We start from the raw sequence: 14,140 nt of genomic DNA on the forward strand, positions 1-14,140 counted from the left end.
AAAAGGCAAGTTGTCAGAAGACATCCTGTTTTTTCTGGTTTTTTCTGCAATTTGCGACCTGTAATCTGCAATCTACTTATTCTTCTTTAGTAATTTATAGTCCTCGTAACACCCTTTAATGGCGTCCATGATCTGAAGGTCATTGGCGGTTTCGATAAAGGTATCGGAGTAATTGCAGCCTTTAAGGATTTCTTTGATTTCTTTTTTGTCAATTCCTAAAAGAGCCGCTACGGTTTCCCGGTCGTATTTTGAAGCCAGTACGTTACGTACGGTTTCATCTTTTTTGAATTCGCGCAGCTTTTTCATTTCTTTTGGTTTTTTTCCAAAGAGATTGTATAAAGCATCAGCAGGATTGGATAGGGAGCCCAATACTTTTCCTATCTGGGAAGAAGAGCTTCCTCCGGATTCATAGCCATAAGGTAGTCCTGAAATACTGTAGCGTTGTGCTTCATTAAGGGCAATTAGCTTAGTGTCTACTTCAATGTATCCCGTAAGCAGATATCGTGGAATGAAAATTTCTTCAAGGGCATAGGCTTTCTCGGTCAGTTTTACTTTGAAGCCGGTTTTGTTTTTAATCCAGTCGGCAGAAACACGAATTTTTATCGATTGAAAACCAATGTAGGAAAAGTGAAGTGTGTCGTTGACTTTGGCATCAATTTCAAATTCACCTCTACCATTAGTAGTGGTTCCTTTTACGGTGGAAAGATTGATAACGTTTACGTCGCTTTTTGGAAGCAGATTCGCTTCATTTACAACAACTCCTGAAATTTTAGTATACTCCCCATCTTGTGCAAAAGCCGAAAAGGAAAATATAGCCAATAAAAAAACTACGAAATATTTCATACTGAATTTAGAAAGGTCTAAATGTAAGAGATATTTCGTAGTTATTGTTTCTATTAGAAGAAAATTAACAAAAAGAATTAGCTTCTTCTTGGTCTTCTAGGTGCTGAACTGTCAGAACGTCTTGGAGTTGTACCTCCGGAACGACGCTCGTTACGCGGTGCTCTTTCTGAAGAATCGCTTCTTCTTTCAGAACGGTCAGAACGTCTTTCGCCTCCGAAACCGCCGCGGTCACTTCTTTCACCTCTTGGTGCTCTTTCGCGATCGCCTCCGAAACTCTTGCGTTCTCCGCCAAAGCTTCTTCCGCCGCCAAAGCCGCCTCTTCTTTCTCCACCTGAATGTCTTCCGTTGTGATCACGTCTTCCACCACCGTCGTTTTTAGAAATCTCAACGTTAATACGTCTTCCTTCCAATTGAACGTTGTTTAAGATTTCCATTACTTTGTCAGAATGCTCTGCATCGGTATTAAAGAAAGAGAAACCTTCTTTAACGTCTACTTTAAATACGTCATCACGACCTAAGTCTAATGTTTCTTTTAAGTAGTCTTTCAAAGACATCCAATCGAAGTTGTCTCTTGAACCGATGTTGATGAAATAACGAACCGCGTCACCTGCTTGAGGAGCTCTGCCTTCAGAACTTCTTTCTCCGGCTGATTGGCTTGATAAATCTCTTTTCTTTTTGTAGTAGCTGATGAATCGGTTGAATTCCACAGATACCATTTTCTTGATTAATTCCTCTTTCGATAAACCGTCCAACACTTCGTTGATTGCCGGTAAGTAGTTGTCAATTTCGTGATCAACTTCCGTATCTTTAATCTTGTTCGCTAAGTGTAATAACTGGATTTCGCAGATTTCAATTCCGTTTGGAATCGTTTTCTCTTCGAATTTCTGTTTGATGATTCTTTCGATAGCAGAAATTTTACGCAATTCACTTTTCGTGATAATAACGATGGAAGTACCTAATTTACCTGCACGACCTGTACGGCCAGAACGGTGGTTGTAGGTTTCGATTTCATCCGGTAACTGGTAATTTACTACGTGAGTAACATTATCAACGTCAATTCCACGGGCAGCTACATCAGTTGCTACCAACATCTGGATCTGACGGCCACGGAACGATTTCATTACCCCATCACGTTGTGCCTGAGATAAATCTCCGTGTAAAGCCGCAGCGTTGTATCCGTCTTCGATTAATTTTTCGGCAATCGCCTGAGTGTCTCTTTTCGTACGACAGAAAACAACCGAGAAAATATCCGGGTTAGCATCTGCCAAACGTTTTAGAGCCTCATAACGGTCACGTGCATTTACTAAGTAAAATTCGTGTGAAACCGTTGCAGAACCTGAGTTTTTATGTCCTACGGTAATTTCTACCGGGTTAGACATGAATTGTTTTCCGATGCGTGCTACTTCAGCAGGCATGGTTGCAGAGAATAACCAAGTGTTTTTTTCCTCCGGTGTGTCCGATAATATGGAACAAATGTCGTCATAGAATCCCATGTTCAACATCTCATCTGCCTCATCTAAGATACAAAAGTCGATGTTTTTGATGTTCACAAGACCTCTGTTGATCATGTCTTGCATTCTACCTGGTGTAGCCACAATAATCTGTGCACCACGTTTTACCTCTCTAGCTTGTTCTGTAATGCTTGCACCACCATAAACAGCCACGGTATGTAACCCCTTTATGTACTTTGAGTATAATTTAATCTCGTTGGTGATTTGTAAGCATAACTCACGTGTTGGCGACAAAATCAGTGCCTGAGTGTTTCTGTTCTCGGCATCAATTTTCTGAATTAGCGGAAAACCAAAAGCGGCGGTTTTCCCTGTTCCTGTTTGCGCTAGGGCAACTAAATCTGTGTTTTGTTCCAATAGTACTGGAATCGCTTTTTCTTGCACTTCTGACGGATTCTCAAATCCTAGATCTTTAATCGCCAGCAGTAGCGACTCATTCAATCCTAATTGTTCAAATTTATTCATAAAATATTTTAAATTGGGTGCAAAGGTATTGATTATTAATGGAATAAACTAATGCAAAAACCAATATTAAAATTTTATTATCATTTGAAAATCAATAAGTTACTTTTTTAAAAAGGACGTCAGAAGGGCTACAGCCTTACCACGATGGCTTACTCGAGCCTTTTCTTCGAGTGAAATTTGCGCAAATGTATCGGAAAAACCATCTGCAATAAAGATTGGATCGTAGCCGAAACCGTTCGTTCCGCGGGGCTCTTTTATGATTTTACCATTTACTATTCCGGTAAAAAGATGTTGTGTTTCGTCTAAATTAAGCGCAATAACCGTTTTGAAATTAGCATTGCGGTTGGTTTCGTTTTCAAGGAGTTCGAGTACTTTGTTAATGTTGTCGTTATCATTGCGTTGCGGTCCTGCGAATCGGGCGGAATACACACCCGGAGCGCCGTTTAAGGCATCAATTTCCAAGCCGCTGTCATCAGCAAAACAGTTGTAGCCGTAATGTTCGGTAACGTAATTGGCTTTTAAAATGGCGTTGCCTTCAATGGTATCAGCCGTTTCGGGGATATCTACATCACAACCGATATCTTCTAAAGATAGAATTTGAATATCGGCAGGAACGAGTTGTTGGATTTCCTTTATTTTGTTTTTATTGTTGGAGGCGAAAACGAGTTGCATTTGAAATAAATTAAGGAACAAATATATTATTTTGAATTTTGTAGTTTCAGAGATTTTGTAAAAAAAAACTATAGGAAATTATATTAATTCGTTTTCTTATAACTCCAAACGGCTAATCCGTTAACAGCAATGGCGAAAAAAGTGATGATGCCTAAATTTGGTAACACTTCCTGAAATCCAGCGCCTTTTAGCAAGACCATGCGAATGAATTCTACAAAATAACGAATCGGATTCGATAAAGTGACGTTTTGTGCCCATTTTGGCATGCTTTCGATAGGCGTGAATAAGCCGCTCATTAAAATAAAAATCACCATGAAAAACCATGCGATAAACATTGCTTGTTGCTGGGTTTCGGTATGATTGGAAATGAATAAGCCGAAGCCTAAAATTAGTAAGAGATAAATAGCGGTAAAAAAATACACTAACAGGATGTTACCCAACATTGGGACATTAAAAACGATTTTTGAAATAAGTAATCCTACTGTTAAGATTATTAATCCTAATATCCAAAAAGGGAATAATTTTCCAATGATGAATTGGTGTTTTTTAATTGGAGTAACATTGATTTGCTCTAGTGTTCCCAATTCTTTTTCTCTTACAATATTCATAGCCGAAAGAAATAAAGTTAACATAGTAACCAATAAAACTAAAATACCTGGCACCATAAACGTTTTGTAATTGAGTGTACTATTGTACCAAAACGAAGGAATGGTTTCGATTCGGTTTGGAACAATTTGCTCGTTGATTACTAGTTTGTTTTCTACCAGAATATTTTGATTGAACAATTGCACAATTTGGGTAATGTACACATTTTGTACGCCTGCTGTGGCTCCGTCTATGGCATTGATTAAGACTTGAATTTGGGTGGTATTGTCATTTTGCAATTGTTTTTCAAACAGGTTTGGAATTTCGATGACGACATCGGTTGTTCCTTTGTTTAATCGTTCGATGCCTTCGTGAGTGTGCGATACGTTTTCTACTTCCGAAAAATATGCATTTGCCTTTACTTTTTCTATCAAAGCACGAGATGAAGAGGAATTACTATAATCAGCAAGGGTTACCCGAATATTTTTCACATCAAAAGTAGCCGCATTGGAAAGAATTAAAAGTTGTAAAATAGGCAGAATAAATATCAAACGAAGCATACTTTTATCTCTAAAAATTTGCTTGAATTCTTTTTGTATGATGAATAAAATCGTTTTCATAAGTATAATTTATTCCAAACGGGTTTTGTAATTTTTGATGCTCAATCCAATGAAAAGTAAGGTCATTCCTATTAGAATTAAGGTTTCTTTAAAAATATATTCTAATCCTACGCCTTTTAGCATAATGGATTTTACAATGATGATAAACCATTTGGCAGGAATGATGTTACTGATAACTTGCATAGGCAACGGCATAGAAGCGATTGGAAAGATAAACCCTGAAAGAATAATCACTGGAAGCATTAATCCCATCAACGAGATCATCATGGCGGTTTGTTGTGTATTGGAAATCGTTGAAATTAAAATACCCAATGACAATGCTGTGATAATGAATAAAATACTTTCGAAGGCTAACAGGAAAATACTACCGTTAATGGGCATTCCAAAGATGAAATATCCCATGGAAACAATCACTATTGCATTGATAATCGACAGAAAAACATAAGGAAACACCTTGCCTAAAATCACCTGAAACGGTTTTAGAGGTGAAACCAATAAGATTTCCATGGTACCCAATTCTTTTTCTCTTGTGATGGAAATAGACGTCATCATCGCGGAAACCAACATTAAAATTACAGTCATGACTCCAGGAACAAAATTGAAAACACTTTTTAATTCCGGATTGTATAACATGCGACTTTGTATGATAACTCCATTACTTTTTTGAACCGTACTTTTTTGGTTTTGATAATTTTGGATAATCGATTGTGTATAATTGGCAATGGTGCTGGCTACATTGGGTTCGGTGGCATCGGTAATGACTTGAACCGTAGCTTTTTTTTCGGTTTGTAATTTTTTGGCAAAATCTTTTTCAAATAACAGAACCGCTTTTATTTTTCCTTTTTTAAACTCTCCTTCAATGACTTTTTCGTTTAAAATTTCATTTTCTACATGAAAGTAAGGTGAGGCTTTTATCTTTTGGATTATTTTTTGCGATTCAACGTCTTTGGCATAATCCAAAACCGCGATGTCAACATTGTTGATTTCATTAGTAATAGCGAATCCGAACAACAGAATTTGGGCAACAGGCATGCCAAAAAGGATAAACAACGAGCGTTTATCACGAAAAATATGATAAAATTCCTTTTTAATAAAACCTATGAATCGTTTCATTTATTTTTTTGTTTCAAGTTTCAGGTTATTGTTACTCGATATTTCGGGCTAGTTTCAAGAAGACTTCGTTCATAGAATTGACCTGAAATTGCTCTTTTAATTTTTTTGGGGTGTCCAATGCTTCAATGACACCGTCCACCATTATTGATACCCGATTGCAATATTCGGCTTCATCCATGTAGTGCGTGGTGACAAAAATTGTTGTGCCTTTATTGGATTCAGCATAAATTAATTCCCAGAATTGTCTTCGCGTTATTGGATCGACACCGCCAGTGGGTTCATCTAGAAAAACAATTTTAGGTTCGTGTAATAAGGCTACAGAAAAGGCTAATTTTTGTTTCCAGCCTAAAGGTAAATCGCCTACTTTAGTTTTAGTAATGTTGCCTAGCTGTAATTCCGCGATCAGCTCTTCTGTTTTTGTTTTAATTTGTTTTCGCGATAAACCGTAAATACCGCCAAAAAAAGTAATGTTTTCCTGCACCGTTAAATCATCATACATGGAGAATTTTTGACTCATGTAACCGATATTTCGTTTGACCTCTTCGCTTTGTGTATGCACATCAAAACCTGCGACATTAGCTGTGCCATCAGTTGGATTGGAAATCCCAATCAACATTTTCATTGCTGTCGTTTTTCCGGCACCGTTGGCTCCTAAAAAGCCAAATATTTCGCCTTTATTCACATGAAAACTAATGCCTTTTACGGCAGTGAAGTCGCCAAATTGTTTAGTTAAATTTTCTACGATAATGATTTTCTCTTGTACACTTTCCATTTGCTTTTCATTTTATAAATCCATGAAAACATCCTCAATAGTTGCGGTTGCTTTTCGAATGCTTATGTTTTGATGTCCTTTTTTGTGCAAATAGGCTCGTAAGGTTTCGGTTTCAAAAGTATCGTTCTTGTCGATGTAATGCATGAATTCGCCAAAAGCATACACACTGTACTGCGAAGGAAACTCTTTTAAATCCAAAATCAATTGGTGCATTTGATTGGTTGCAACTTCGTAGATTGTTCTTTCATACGCTTTCACAATGGCATCGGGAGAATCGATTTTAAGGATTTTTCCTTTTTGAATAAGTGCAATTCTATCGCACAAACTGGCTTCATCCATGTAGGGTGTGGAAACTAAAATGGTAATGCCTTTTTGTTTCAAGCGTTTTAGCATTTCCCAAAATTCTTTTCTGGAAACAGGGTCAACACCGGTTGTGGGTTCGTCTAAAAATAAAACTTTTGGTTTGTGGATTAAAGCGCAACACAAGGCTAACTTTTGTTTCATTCCACCTGATAACGCCCCGGTTCTTCGGTTTTTAAACGGTTCGATTTGGACATAAATATCTTCTATCAAATCGTAATTTTCTTCAATGGTTGTTCCGAATATTGTGGCAAAAAAAGCTAAGTTTTCCGCAATGGTTAAATCTTGATACAATGAGAACTTCCCTGGCATATAACCCACCGAATTCCGTATTTCTTTTACCTGCTTTAACACGTCATAATTCGCAACCGTTGCACTACCTTCATTTGGAAGCAATAATGTTGTCAACAAACGAAATAGCGTAGTTTTTCCCGCACCATCAGGTCCAATTAGGCCAAAAAGTTCGCCTTCCTGTACTTCAAACGTGATGTTTTGTAGTGCCTGAACGGTCTTATATTTTTTAGAAATATTTTTAACGGAAATACTCATGGGGTAAGGTGAAAAGTGATTAGTGAAGAGTCTATTTAATTAATAGAAAATTGCTTAGTTCTTGGGCATCTATCCAATGTTTTACATCGACTGGAATTTTGATGAAATCACCTGATTTTAAATGGCTTTTTTCACCGTTTTCAAAGCTAAATATGGCCTCTCCAGAAACGCATACCAAAAGTGCTGGAACGTTGGTAACGTGCTCTTTCAACTGCTCGTTTTTTGCAATTTGTAAAGCAATAACTTTGAAATCTGTAGGTTCAAACAACACTTGTGTTTGAACCGGTTTGTCACCTGAATGTAAGTCGGTTAAATTCATTGGAAATACTGATTAAAGGTTGTAAAAGAATCTTGTATTGCTTTGAATTGAGCTTCTGAAGATTCTTTTTCTAAATTATCCACTAACTCAATGTATGGTACTAACCATTTGTGTAATTCGTCGTGCGCTTGCCCTTTCATGGTGCAGTTTGAGGTTAGTAAATCAAGATTGGTTTTTAAATTTGTTGCCAATTGCGCATAATTTTTATCTGAATTACCAGCAAAGGCAATAACATCTTTCTCCATATTGCGAATGTGCTCCATCATGTTGTCATCGACTTTCCATTTTTCACCATTGTTTAAGACGATTGCTTCGTGTTCGTCGTGATGGTGTTCTGTTTCGGTGGTTGTTTCGGTTGGAGTTACGCTACTTTTTTCTGTTTCTTTTGCGCCGGAGTTGCAAGAAAGTGTTAACACTGCAATTGTGCTAAAAAGCATCATTTTTACATTTGAATTTTTCATGATTTTAGAGGTATTTATTTATTATTATTTTAGCCAAACTTCTGCTGGCATTCCTGTTTTTAAACTTCCGTCATTTTTAACGGCTACTTTTACTGCATACACCAAATTAGCTCTTTCTTCTTTGGTTTGGATAACTTTTGGCGTGAATTCGGCTTGAGCGCTAATCCAAATGATATTTCCTTCGTATTTTTTTGTATTGTTTTCCGCATCAATGGCTACGATAACTTTTTGTCCGATTTTGATTTGTGCCAATTGGGTTTCGGTCACATAGACGCGTAATTCCATTTCGCTTAAATTGGCGATTTTGTATAAAGGTTTGCCAAAAGCTGTGATTTCAGAAGGTTCTGCGTATTTCGTTAAAACGGTTCCATGGACTGGATTATTGATTTTTGATTTCTTTATTTGGTCGTCTAATTTTTCAATTTGGACTTTAATTGCTTTTATTTCGTTTAAAATTGGTGCATTTTGTGTTTGTACACTGCTGATTTGTTTTTCGATGACTTTTACTTTTCCGTCAATTTCGTCAATTTGTCTTTTGGTTGCGGCATTTTCGGCAAACATATTTTGGATTCTGTTTTGTTCGATTTTAGCGGTTTTCAGTTGTTCGTTTAAAACATTTATTTGCGACAACACCGAAGCCGATTTGGATTGAACCGTTTCAATGGAAGCTTTAAGCTGTTCTCGGTTATAATGTATTTGCAACGTATCAATCAAACCCACAAGCGATCCTTTTTTAAGTTGGGCACCTTCTTCTACATTTAAAAACTCAATTTTTCCATTAGATTCGGAAGAAACGATGATTTCTGTAGCTTCAAAATTGCCATAAGCATCGGCTTTTTGGTTGTTTTTATTGCAACTTATTATTGTAATTGCCGTAAGTAGAATTCCTATTTTTTTCATGGTATATGCTTTAAATTCCTTTTATAATTTGGTGATTCGCTTTGGCTAATTGCAATTGAATCTGATGTGTTTTTTCGGTTATTTTTGATTCGAAAAGTTGGGTAACTTCGTTTAAATAATCAGAAGAAGTGATTACTCCGTTTTTCATTTGCGCTTCAGCCGAACGAACAATTTTTTCTCGTAATTGGATAATTTCTTTATCCGATTTTAGTTGGGTTTCAATTTTTCCGATTTCAAAATTGATTTCTTGCAAATTCCGTTTTTGATTTACTTCAAAGGTTTCCTTTTCAGAAGCAACGATTTGTTTTGAAATTTCCAGTACTTCTTTTTCTTTTTTTGTTTTGTTCCAATCGAATAAGGTCCAATTCAATTTTATTCCCGTCATGTAAAAGGCTTCAAATGAATTATTTAACATGTTCAAGGCGGGATTTCCGTAGCCACCTTGTAAAAAAGCGTTTAGTTTTGGTGCATTGTTGGTAGCGATTACTTTTTGTGACGTTTCGATTTGTTGTTTTTGTAATTCAAATAGGTCTAATTCTGGACGATTAACTTCGTTTATGGAAGAGAAATTTTCTGGAATTGCCAACTTTGCGTTCGTATTAAATGCAGTTGCTGAAAGTTCTTCTAAGTGCTGCCAAAGTTTGAGTTGGTCGTATTTCACATCATTTACTTGTTGGTTGATTTTGATGATTTCGGCCTCTATCACTTGTTCCGATGCTGGTAAAACCGCTCCAAATTTTACGGCTACTTGTATTTCTTTACTTTTTTCTTGAAGTAACTTTCGTTTCGTCAATAATAATTCTTCTTTTTCTTGACCTAATAAGAGTCCAAAATAATACTGATTGACGAAGTTTTTTAATTGGTACAAATTAATATCTACAAGTTTTTGTTGGGCTTTTATTTGCGATGCTTTGAGTTGGGTTTGCGCTTTGATGATCCCGCCATTGTAAATCAATTGGTTAACATCAATGGTGGCTCTGTATTGGTCTTTATTCAGAGGATCGATAGTCGTGTTAGGCATTGAAAAGGGTACTTGAGTGACTTCCGATTGGTAAGTAGCCTGTGCGTTTAATGCTACTTTTGGTAATCTGTCTTTTGATAAAATTTCTGAATGTAATTCCGATTGGTTTTGTAACAAACGGTTTTGTTTTGCCAATGGATAGTTCTTTTCTACCAACTCATAGCATTTTTCGAGCGTTAGTTTTTCCTGAGCCCAAATAGTTGGAGCTGTCAAGAGTAAGAGTATTTGAAAAATTTTTTTCATCACTTTTTAATTGCGTTGATAATTTGTTCCGAGATGTGGATTTTTCGTTCTTTCATTAATTGAAAGAATTCGTCATTAGAAATATTAATAATTCCTTTCACTAGGTTTTGTGCGGCAAAAGGAAAAGCAGTCATAGCAAAAATATCCAAGAGCAATTGCTTAGGTGAAATTGGTTTAATAATGCCCAATTCAATTTCGCTTTCAATTTGCTTGAGTAATTTCGTAGGATCCGGTCGTTTTTCATCTTTTAGAAATTTAGCCACAAATTCAGGATTGTTATTCATTTCCTGAATGATGAATTGGGGCAAAAAAGGATACTCCATGACAAATGAAATATAACTGTCCGTGAACTTCTTAATTTTTTCAAATAAAGCTTCGTCCGAGTTGAATATTCCATTGATTTGTGGGGCTAATTTTCCAAAAGCATTCATGAAAACTGCTTCAAACAATTTTTCTTTGCTTCTGAAAAAGTAATGTAGCATGGCTTTGTTTATTTCTGCTTCATCGGCTATTTCCTGCATTCTGGCTCCTGTAAAGCCTTTTTTTTGAAATACATTAAAGGCTGCTTCGAATATTTTTTCTTCGGTTGTCATGTGTTAACTTTTAGGTTTAACCATTTGGTTAACAAAAATACAAATAATAGTATTGAATCTTATTTTTTAGATTTTTTTAACACTAAATTAACCCTCTATCGTGAGTGTTTCAGAGAGAATTGTCGGTTAATGTAATCAGAATGTACTTATGAAATAAAATGAATCAGCAAAGAAGAATGAAGGATGTTGAATTTTTTAAAATTTTGCTAATTGTATAAAAAATAAAAAGCCGAGGTGGAGCCCCCGACTTTTTGGTTGAACGTGTAACCACATTGCTGTGCGTTCGGGTACAAATGTAAGACAATCTTTTGTATTACCTAATAAATTCTATGAAAAAATTAAAATAAAATGTGTTGGTATCTATTTTTAAAATTATTATGATAGGAAAATAGAAATGGTTACTTTTGGAGCGATTAAAAATCAGAAATATACACTTTTGAATTATGGTTAAAGATTTATTTGAAAGAATACAAAACAATAAAGGTCCGTTAGGAAAATGGGCCTCACAGGCAGAAGGTTACTATGTGTTTCCAAAATTGGAAGGAGAGTTAGGACCGAGAATGCAGTTTCACGGAAAAGATATTTTGAACTGGAGTTTGAATGACTACTTAGGTTTGGCTAATCATCCGGAAGTTCGTAAGGCAGATACAGATGCGGCAGCACAATTCGGAGCAGCTTATCCTATGGGTGCCAGAATGATGTCAGGCCACACCAAATACCATGAGCAACTGGAGAACGAATTGGCGGCTTTCGTAATGAAAGAAGCAGCTTATTTGTTAAACTTCGGTTATCAGGGAATGGTTTCCATTATCGATGCTTTGGTAACTAAAAATGATATTATCGTTTATGACGTAGATTCTCATGCTTGTATCATTGATGGTGTTCGTTTGCACATGGGAAAACGTTTTACCTACAAGCATAACGATTTGGAAAGCATGGAGAAAAATCTTCAGCGTGCAACCAAAATGGCTTTAGAAACGGGTGGCGGAATCTTATTCATTACAGAAGGTGTTTTTGGAATGCGCGGTCAGCAAGGAAAACTGAAAGAAATCGTTGCCATGAAGGAAAAATACAACTTCCGTTTGTTGGTGGACGATGCACACGGTTTCGGAACACTTGGTAAAACAGGTGCAGGAGCAGGAGAAGAGCAAGGTTGTCAGGACGGAATCGATGTTTATTTCTCAACCTTCGCAAAATCAATGGCGAATATCGGAGCTTTCGTAGCGGCAGATAAAGACATTATCGATTATTTAAAATACAATTTACGTTCGCAAATGTTTGCTAAAGCGTTGCCAATGATTCAGACCATCGGTTCTTTGAAACGTTTGGAGTTGTTGCGTAATTCTTCTGAAATCAAAGATAAACTTTGGGAAAACGTAAATGCGTTACAAAACGGATTAAAAGAAAAAGGATTCAACATTGGGGATACCAATACCTGTATCACGCCGGTGTATTTGGAAGGTTCAATTCCGGAAGCCATGGTAATGGTAAATGATCTTCGTGAAAATTACGGTATTTTCCTTTCTATTGTGGTGTATCCGGTAATTCCAAAAGGGATTATCTTGTTGCGTATGATTCCAACAGCATCGCATACTTTAGAAGATATCAACGAAACGTTAACCGCTTTCGAAGCAATTCGTGAGAAATTGGTTAACGGAACTTACAAGAAAATTGCTGAAGAAACCACAGTTGACGTTTCTTAATTAAAAAGCGAAATTCAAAATAAATTAAAAAGCCATCTGTTTTCAGATGGCTTTTTAATTTTAAATTATCGGAAATAAATAAAGTTTTAAGACTGTTCGTAAACGGAAATAAGGGTTTCATAAACTAAAAACCGCTTTTCAGAAAGTTATCCGGAAGACATCGGGTTTTGATTGTATTTTTATTTAAAATGATGTCTATGAAACCACTGCAAAAAAACGAACGTCTCGAAATTGTCCTGATGGTACTCTATGCGATATTGGTAATTATTGCCTTATCGGCATTCTGATTTAGAATCAGATGTTTTTTCGATAGGTTTTTCTTCTTTTGTGAATGGTCGGATCAAAATTTTTCCAGAGATTTTGCATTGCCAGATTTTCTACCAATTCCGGTGTACGGATGAATTTCTCAATTTTCTTTTCTTCAAAAACCTTGTAATATTCGTCAAATATAATTGCGGTCACGCCCTTATTCTGGTAGTCCGGATGTACGCCGATCAGGTAAAAAACCACTTCTTTTGCATTTTTTTTGGCCTGTAACAGATGAATGAATCCAAAAGGGAACAGTTTCCCTTTCGCTTTTTGCAGTGCTCTCTCGAATGAAGGCATCACTATGGTAAATCCGATCATGTTATCATTACTGTCCATAATGAATTTAATATACTCCGGATTCATAAAGTTGATGTATTTCTTTTTGAAATAACTTTTGGTTTCTTCATTTATAGCCACAAACGATTGCAATCGGGCATACGTTTCGTTAAATAAATCGAACATCTGATCCACATAAGGCATGATGTCGGCCGTTTTTGTAAAATTTAAAACTTTCAACCCGTAGCGGTCTTTCACCATTTTACTGGCGCGTTGAAAAGGTGCCGGATTTACGGCTGCCATTGAAAAATAACTTTCAATGTATTCTTTTTCCGTAACCATTCCCAGTTGCTCGAAATGTTCTTTGTAGTAGGGCGGACTGTACCAGGAAATCATGGTTCCCAATTGATCAAAACCTTCCGTAAGCACACCAACTTTGTCTAAATTAGAAAAACCCATCGGACCTTCTATATGATCCATATGGTGTTTTCTGCCCAGTTCGAATGCTTTTTCAAGTAACGCTTTAGTCACTTCGATATCGTCGATAACATCAAACCAGCCAAATCGCACTTTCTTTTTACCCAATTGGTTTACTTCATCCCAATTGATAATCACGGCGATTTTACCGACAATTTTATCGTTTTTGTAGGCGAGATAAAAATGCGCTTCAGCTGATGCGAACGCAGGATTCTTTTCTTTGTCAAAAGATTCGAGTTCGTCAGCAATAATCGGTGGAATCCAATATGGATTGTTCTTAAAAAGTTCAAAGGAGAACAATACGAATTCTTTGAGTTCCTTTTTAGAGCTTACTTCTTTTACGGTAATCAT

Annotated in this window: 14 protein-coding genes; 1 reads left to right on the forward strand and 13 read right to left on the reverse strand. The window is 36.4% G+C overall.

Going from position 1 to position 14,140, the window contains the following annotated elements:
- Positions 1–72: 72 nt before the first annotated feature.
- The 12 genes from FCR2A7T_RS13535 to FCR2A7T_RS13590 form a co-directional block, all read right to left on the reverse strand.
- Positions 73–843, reverse strand: a complete 771-nt coding sequence (locus FCR2A7T_RS13535) for a carboxypeptidase-like regulatory domain-containing protein (protein ID WP_023571866.1) — start codon at positions 841–843, stop codon at positions 73–75.
- A 77-nt stretch (positions 844–920) separates the two neighbouring features.
- Positions 921–2,816: a DEAD/DEAH box helicase gene (locus FCR2A7T_RS13540; protein ID WP_023571867.1), complete on the reverse strand. Its 1,896-nt coding sequence runs from the start codon at positions 2,814–2,816 to the stop codon at positions 921–923.
- A 99-nt stretch (positions 2,817–2,915) separates the two neighbouring features.
- Positions 2,916–3,488: a non-canonical purine NTP diphosphatase gene (locus tag FCR2A7T_RS13545; RefSeq protein WP_035118694.1), complete on the reverse strand. Its 573-nt coding sequence runs from the start codon at positions 3,486–3,488 to the stop codon at positions 2,916–2,918.
- An 83-nt stretch (positions 3,489–3,571) separates the two neighbouring features.
- A complete protein-coding gene (locus FCR2A7T_RS13550) occupies positions 3,572–4,693 on the reverse strand; it encodes an ABC transporter permease (protein WP_023571869.1) in 1,122 nt (373 codons plus the stop codon).
- Between the two features lie 9 nt (positions 4,694–4,702).
- Positions 4,703–5,806, reverse strand: a complete 1,104-nt coding sequence (locus tag FCR2A7T_RS13555) for an ABC transporter permease (RefSeq protein WP_023571870.1) — start codon at positions 5,804–5,806, stop codon at positions 4,703–4,705.
- 31 nt (positions 5,807–5,837) lie between these two features.
- Complete coding sequence (locus FCR2A7T_RS13560) at positions 5,838–6,578, reverse strand: ABC transporter ATP-binding protein (RefSeq protein ID WP_023571871.1); 741 nt, start codon at positions 6,576–6,578, stop codon at positions 5,838–5,840.
- 12 nt (positions 6,579–6,590) lie between these two features.
- Entirely contained in the window at positions 6,591–7,487 is an 897-nt protein-coding gene (locus FCR2A7T_RS13565; protein WP_023571872.1) for an ABC transporter ATP-binding protein, read from the reverse strand.
- A 31-nt stretch (positions 7,488–7,518) separates the two neighbouring features.
- Positions 7,519–7,806: a hypothetical protein gene (locus FCR2A7T_RS13570; RefSeq protein WP_023571873.1), complete on the reverse strand. Its 288-nt coding sequence runs from the start codon at positions 7,804–7,806 to the stop codon at positions 7,519–7,521.
- Positions 7,803–8,267, reverse strand: coding sequence for a hypothetical protein (locus FCR2A7T_RS13575; RefSeq protein WP_051369568.1), 465 nt, complete (start codon positions 8,265–8,267; stop codon positions 7,803–7,805). Before FCR2A7T_RS13575 ends, FCR2A7T_RS13570 begins: the two co-directional genes overlap by 4 nt.
- Before the next feature lie 24 nt (positions 8,268–8,291).
- Positions 8,292–9,167: an HlyD family secretion protein gene (locus FCR2A7T_RS13580; RefSeq protein WP_023571874.1), complete on the reverse strand. Its 876-nt coding sequence runs from the start codon at positions 9,165–9,167 to the stop codon at positions 8,292–8,294.
- Between the two features lie 10 nt (positions 9,168–9,177).
- Positions 9,178–10,431 carry a TolC family protein gene (locus tag FCR2A7T_RS13585; RefSeq protein ID WP_035118695.1) on the reverse strand — a complete coding sequence of 418 codons (1,254 nt, stop codon included), beginning with the start codon at positions 10,429–10,431 and terminating at the stop codon, positions 9,178–9,180.
- The gene (locus FCR2A7T_RS13590) at positions 10,431–11,024 is read right to left on the reverse strand and encodes a TetR/AcrR family transcriptional regulator (RefSeq protein WP_023571876.1); all 594 of its coding nucleotides are present in this window, start codon (positions 11,022–11,024) and stop codon (positions 10,431–10,433) included. Before FCR2A7T_RS13590 ends, FCR2A7T_RS13585 begins: the two co-directional genes overlap by 1 nt.
- A 443-nt stretch (positions 11,025–11,467) precedes the next feature.
- On the opposite strand from FCR2A7T_RS13590, the gene FCR2A7T_RS13595 reads away from it, so the two are divergent.
- Positions 11,468–12,727 (forward strand): aminotransferase class I/II-fold pyridoxal phosphate-dependent enzyme, encoded by a 1,260-nt coding sequence (locus FCR2A7T_RS13595; protein ID WP_023571877.1) that lies wholly within the window; start codon positions 11,468–11,470, stop codon positions 12,725–12,727.
- Between the two features lie 294 nt (positions 12,728–13,021).
- On the opposite strand, the gene FCR2A7T_RS13600 is transcribed toward FCR2A7T_RS13595, so the two are convergent.
- Positions 13,022–14,140, reverse strand: coding sequence for a hypothetical protein (locus FCR2A7T_RS13600; protein WP_023571879.1), 1,119 nt, complete (start codon positions 14,138–14,140; stop codon positions 13,022–13,024).

The sequence above is a fragment of the Flavobacterium cauense R2A-7 genome (genome assembly GCF_000498475.1).
GTDB classification, from domain to species: domain Bacteria; phylum Bacteroidota; class Bacteroidia; order Flavobacteriales; family Flavobacteriaceae; genus Flavobacterium; species Flavobacterium cauense.

Coding starts and splice junctions, on each gene's coding strand:
- FCR2A7T_RS13600 (WP_023571879.1), bottom strand. CDS start 14,140: ATGATTACCGTAAAAGAAGTAAGCTCTAAAAAGGAACTCAAAGAATTC.
- FCR2A7T_RS13565 (WP_023571872.1), bottom strand. CDS start 7,487: ATGAGTATTTCCGTTAAAAATATTTCTAAAAAATATAAGACCGTTCAG.
- FCR2A7T_RS13535 (WP_023571866.1), bottom strand. CDS start 843: ATGAAATATTTCGTAGTTTTTTTATTGGCTATATTTTCCTTTTCGGCT.
- FCR2A7T_RS13560 (WP_023571871.1), bottom strand. CDS start 6,578: ATGGAAAGTGTACAAGAGAAAATCATTATCGTAGAAAATTTAACTAAA.
- FCR2A7T_RS13590 (WP_023571876.1), bottom strand. CDS start 11,024: ATGACAACCGAAGAAAAAATATTCGAAGCAGCCTTTAATGTATTTCAA.
- FCR2A7T_RS13550 (WP_023571869.1), bottom strand. CDS start 4,693: ATGAAAACGATTTTATTCATCATACAAAAAGAATTCAAGCAAATTTTT.
- FCR2A7T_RS13545 (WP_035118694.1), bottom strand. CDS start 3,488: ATGCAACTCGTTTTCGCCTCCAACAATAAAAACAAAATAAAGGAAATC.
- FCR2A7T_RS13595 (WP_023571877.1), top strand. CDS start 11,468: ATGGTTAAAGATTTATTTGAAAGAATACAAAACAATAAAGGTCCGTTA.
- FCR2A7T_RS13540 (WP_023571867.1), bottom strand. CDS start 2,816: ATGAATAAATTTGAACAATTAGGATTGAATGAGTCGCTACTGCTGGCG.
- FCR2A7T_RS13570 (WP_023571873.1), bottom strand. CDS start 7,806: ATGAATTTAACCGACTTACATTCAGGTGACAAACCGGTTCAAACACAA.
- FCR2A7T_RS13580 (WP_023571874.1), bottom strand. CDS start 9,167: ATGAAAAAAATAGGAATTCTACTTACGGCAATTACAATAATAAGTTGC.
- FCR2A7T_RS13555 (WP_023571870.1), bottom strand. CDS start 5,806: ATGAAACGATTCATAGGTTTTATTAAAAAGGAATTTTATCATATTTTT.
- FCR2A7T_RS13575 (WP_051369568.1), bottom strand. CDS start 8,267: ATGAAAAATTCAAATGTAAAAATGATGCTTTTTAGCACAATTGCAGTG.
- FCR2A7T_RS13585 (WP_035118695.1), bottom strand. CDS start 10,431: ATGAAAAAAATTTTTCAAATACTCTTACTCTTGACAGCTCCAACTATT.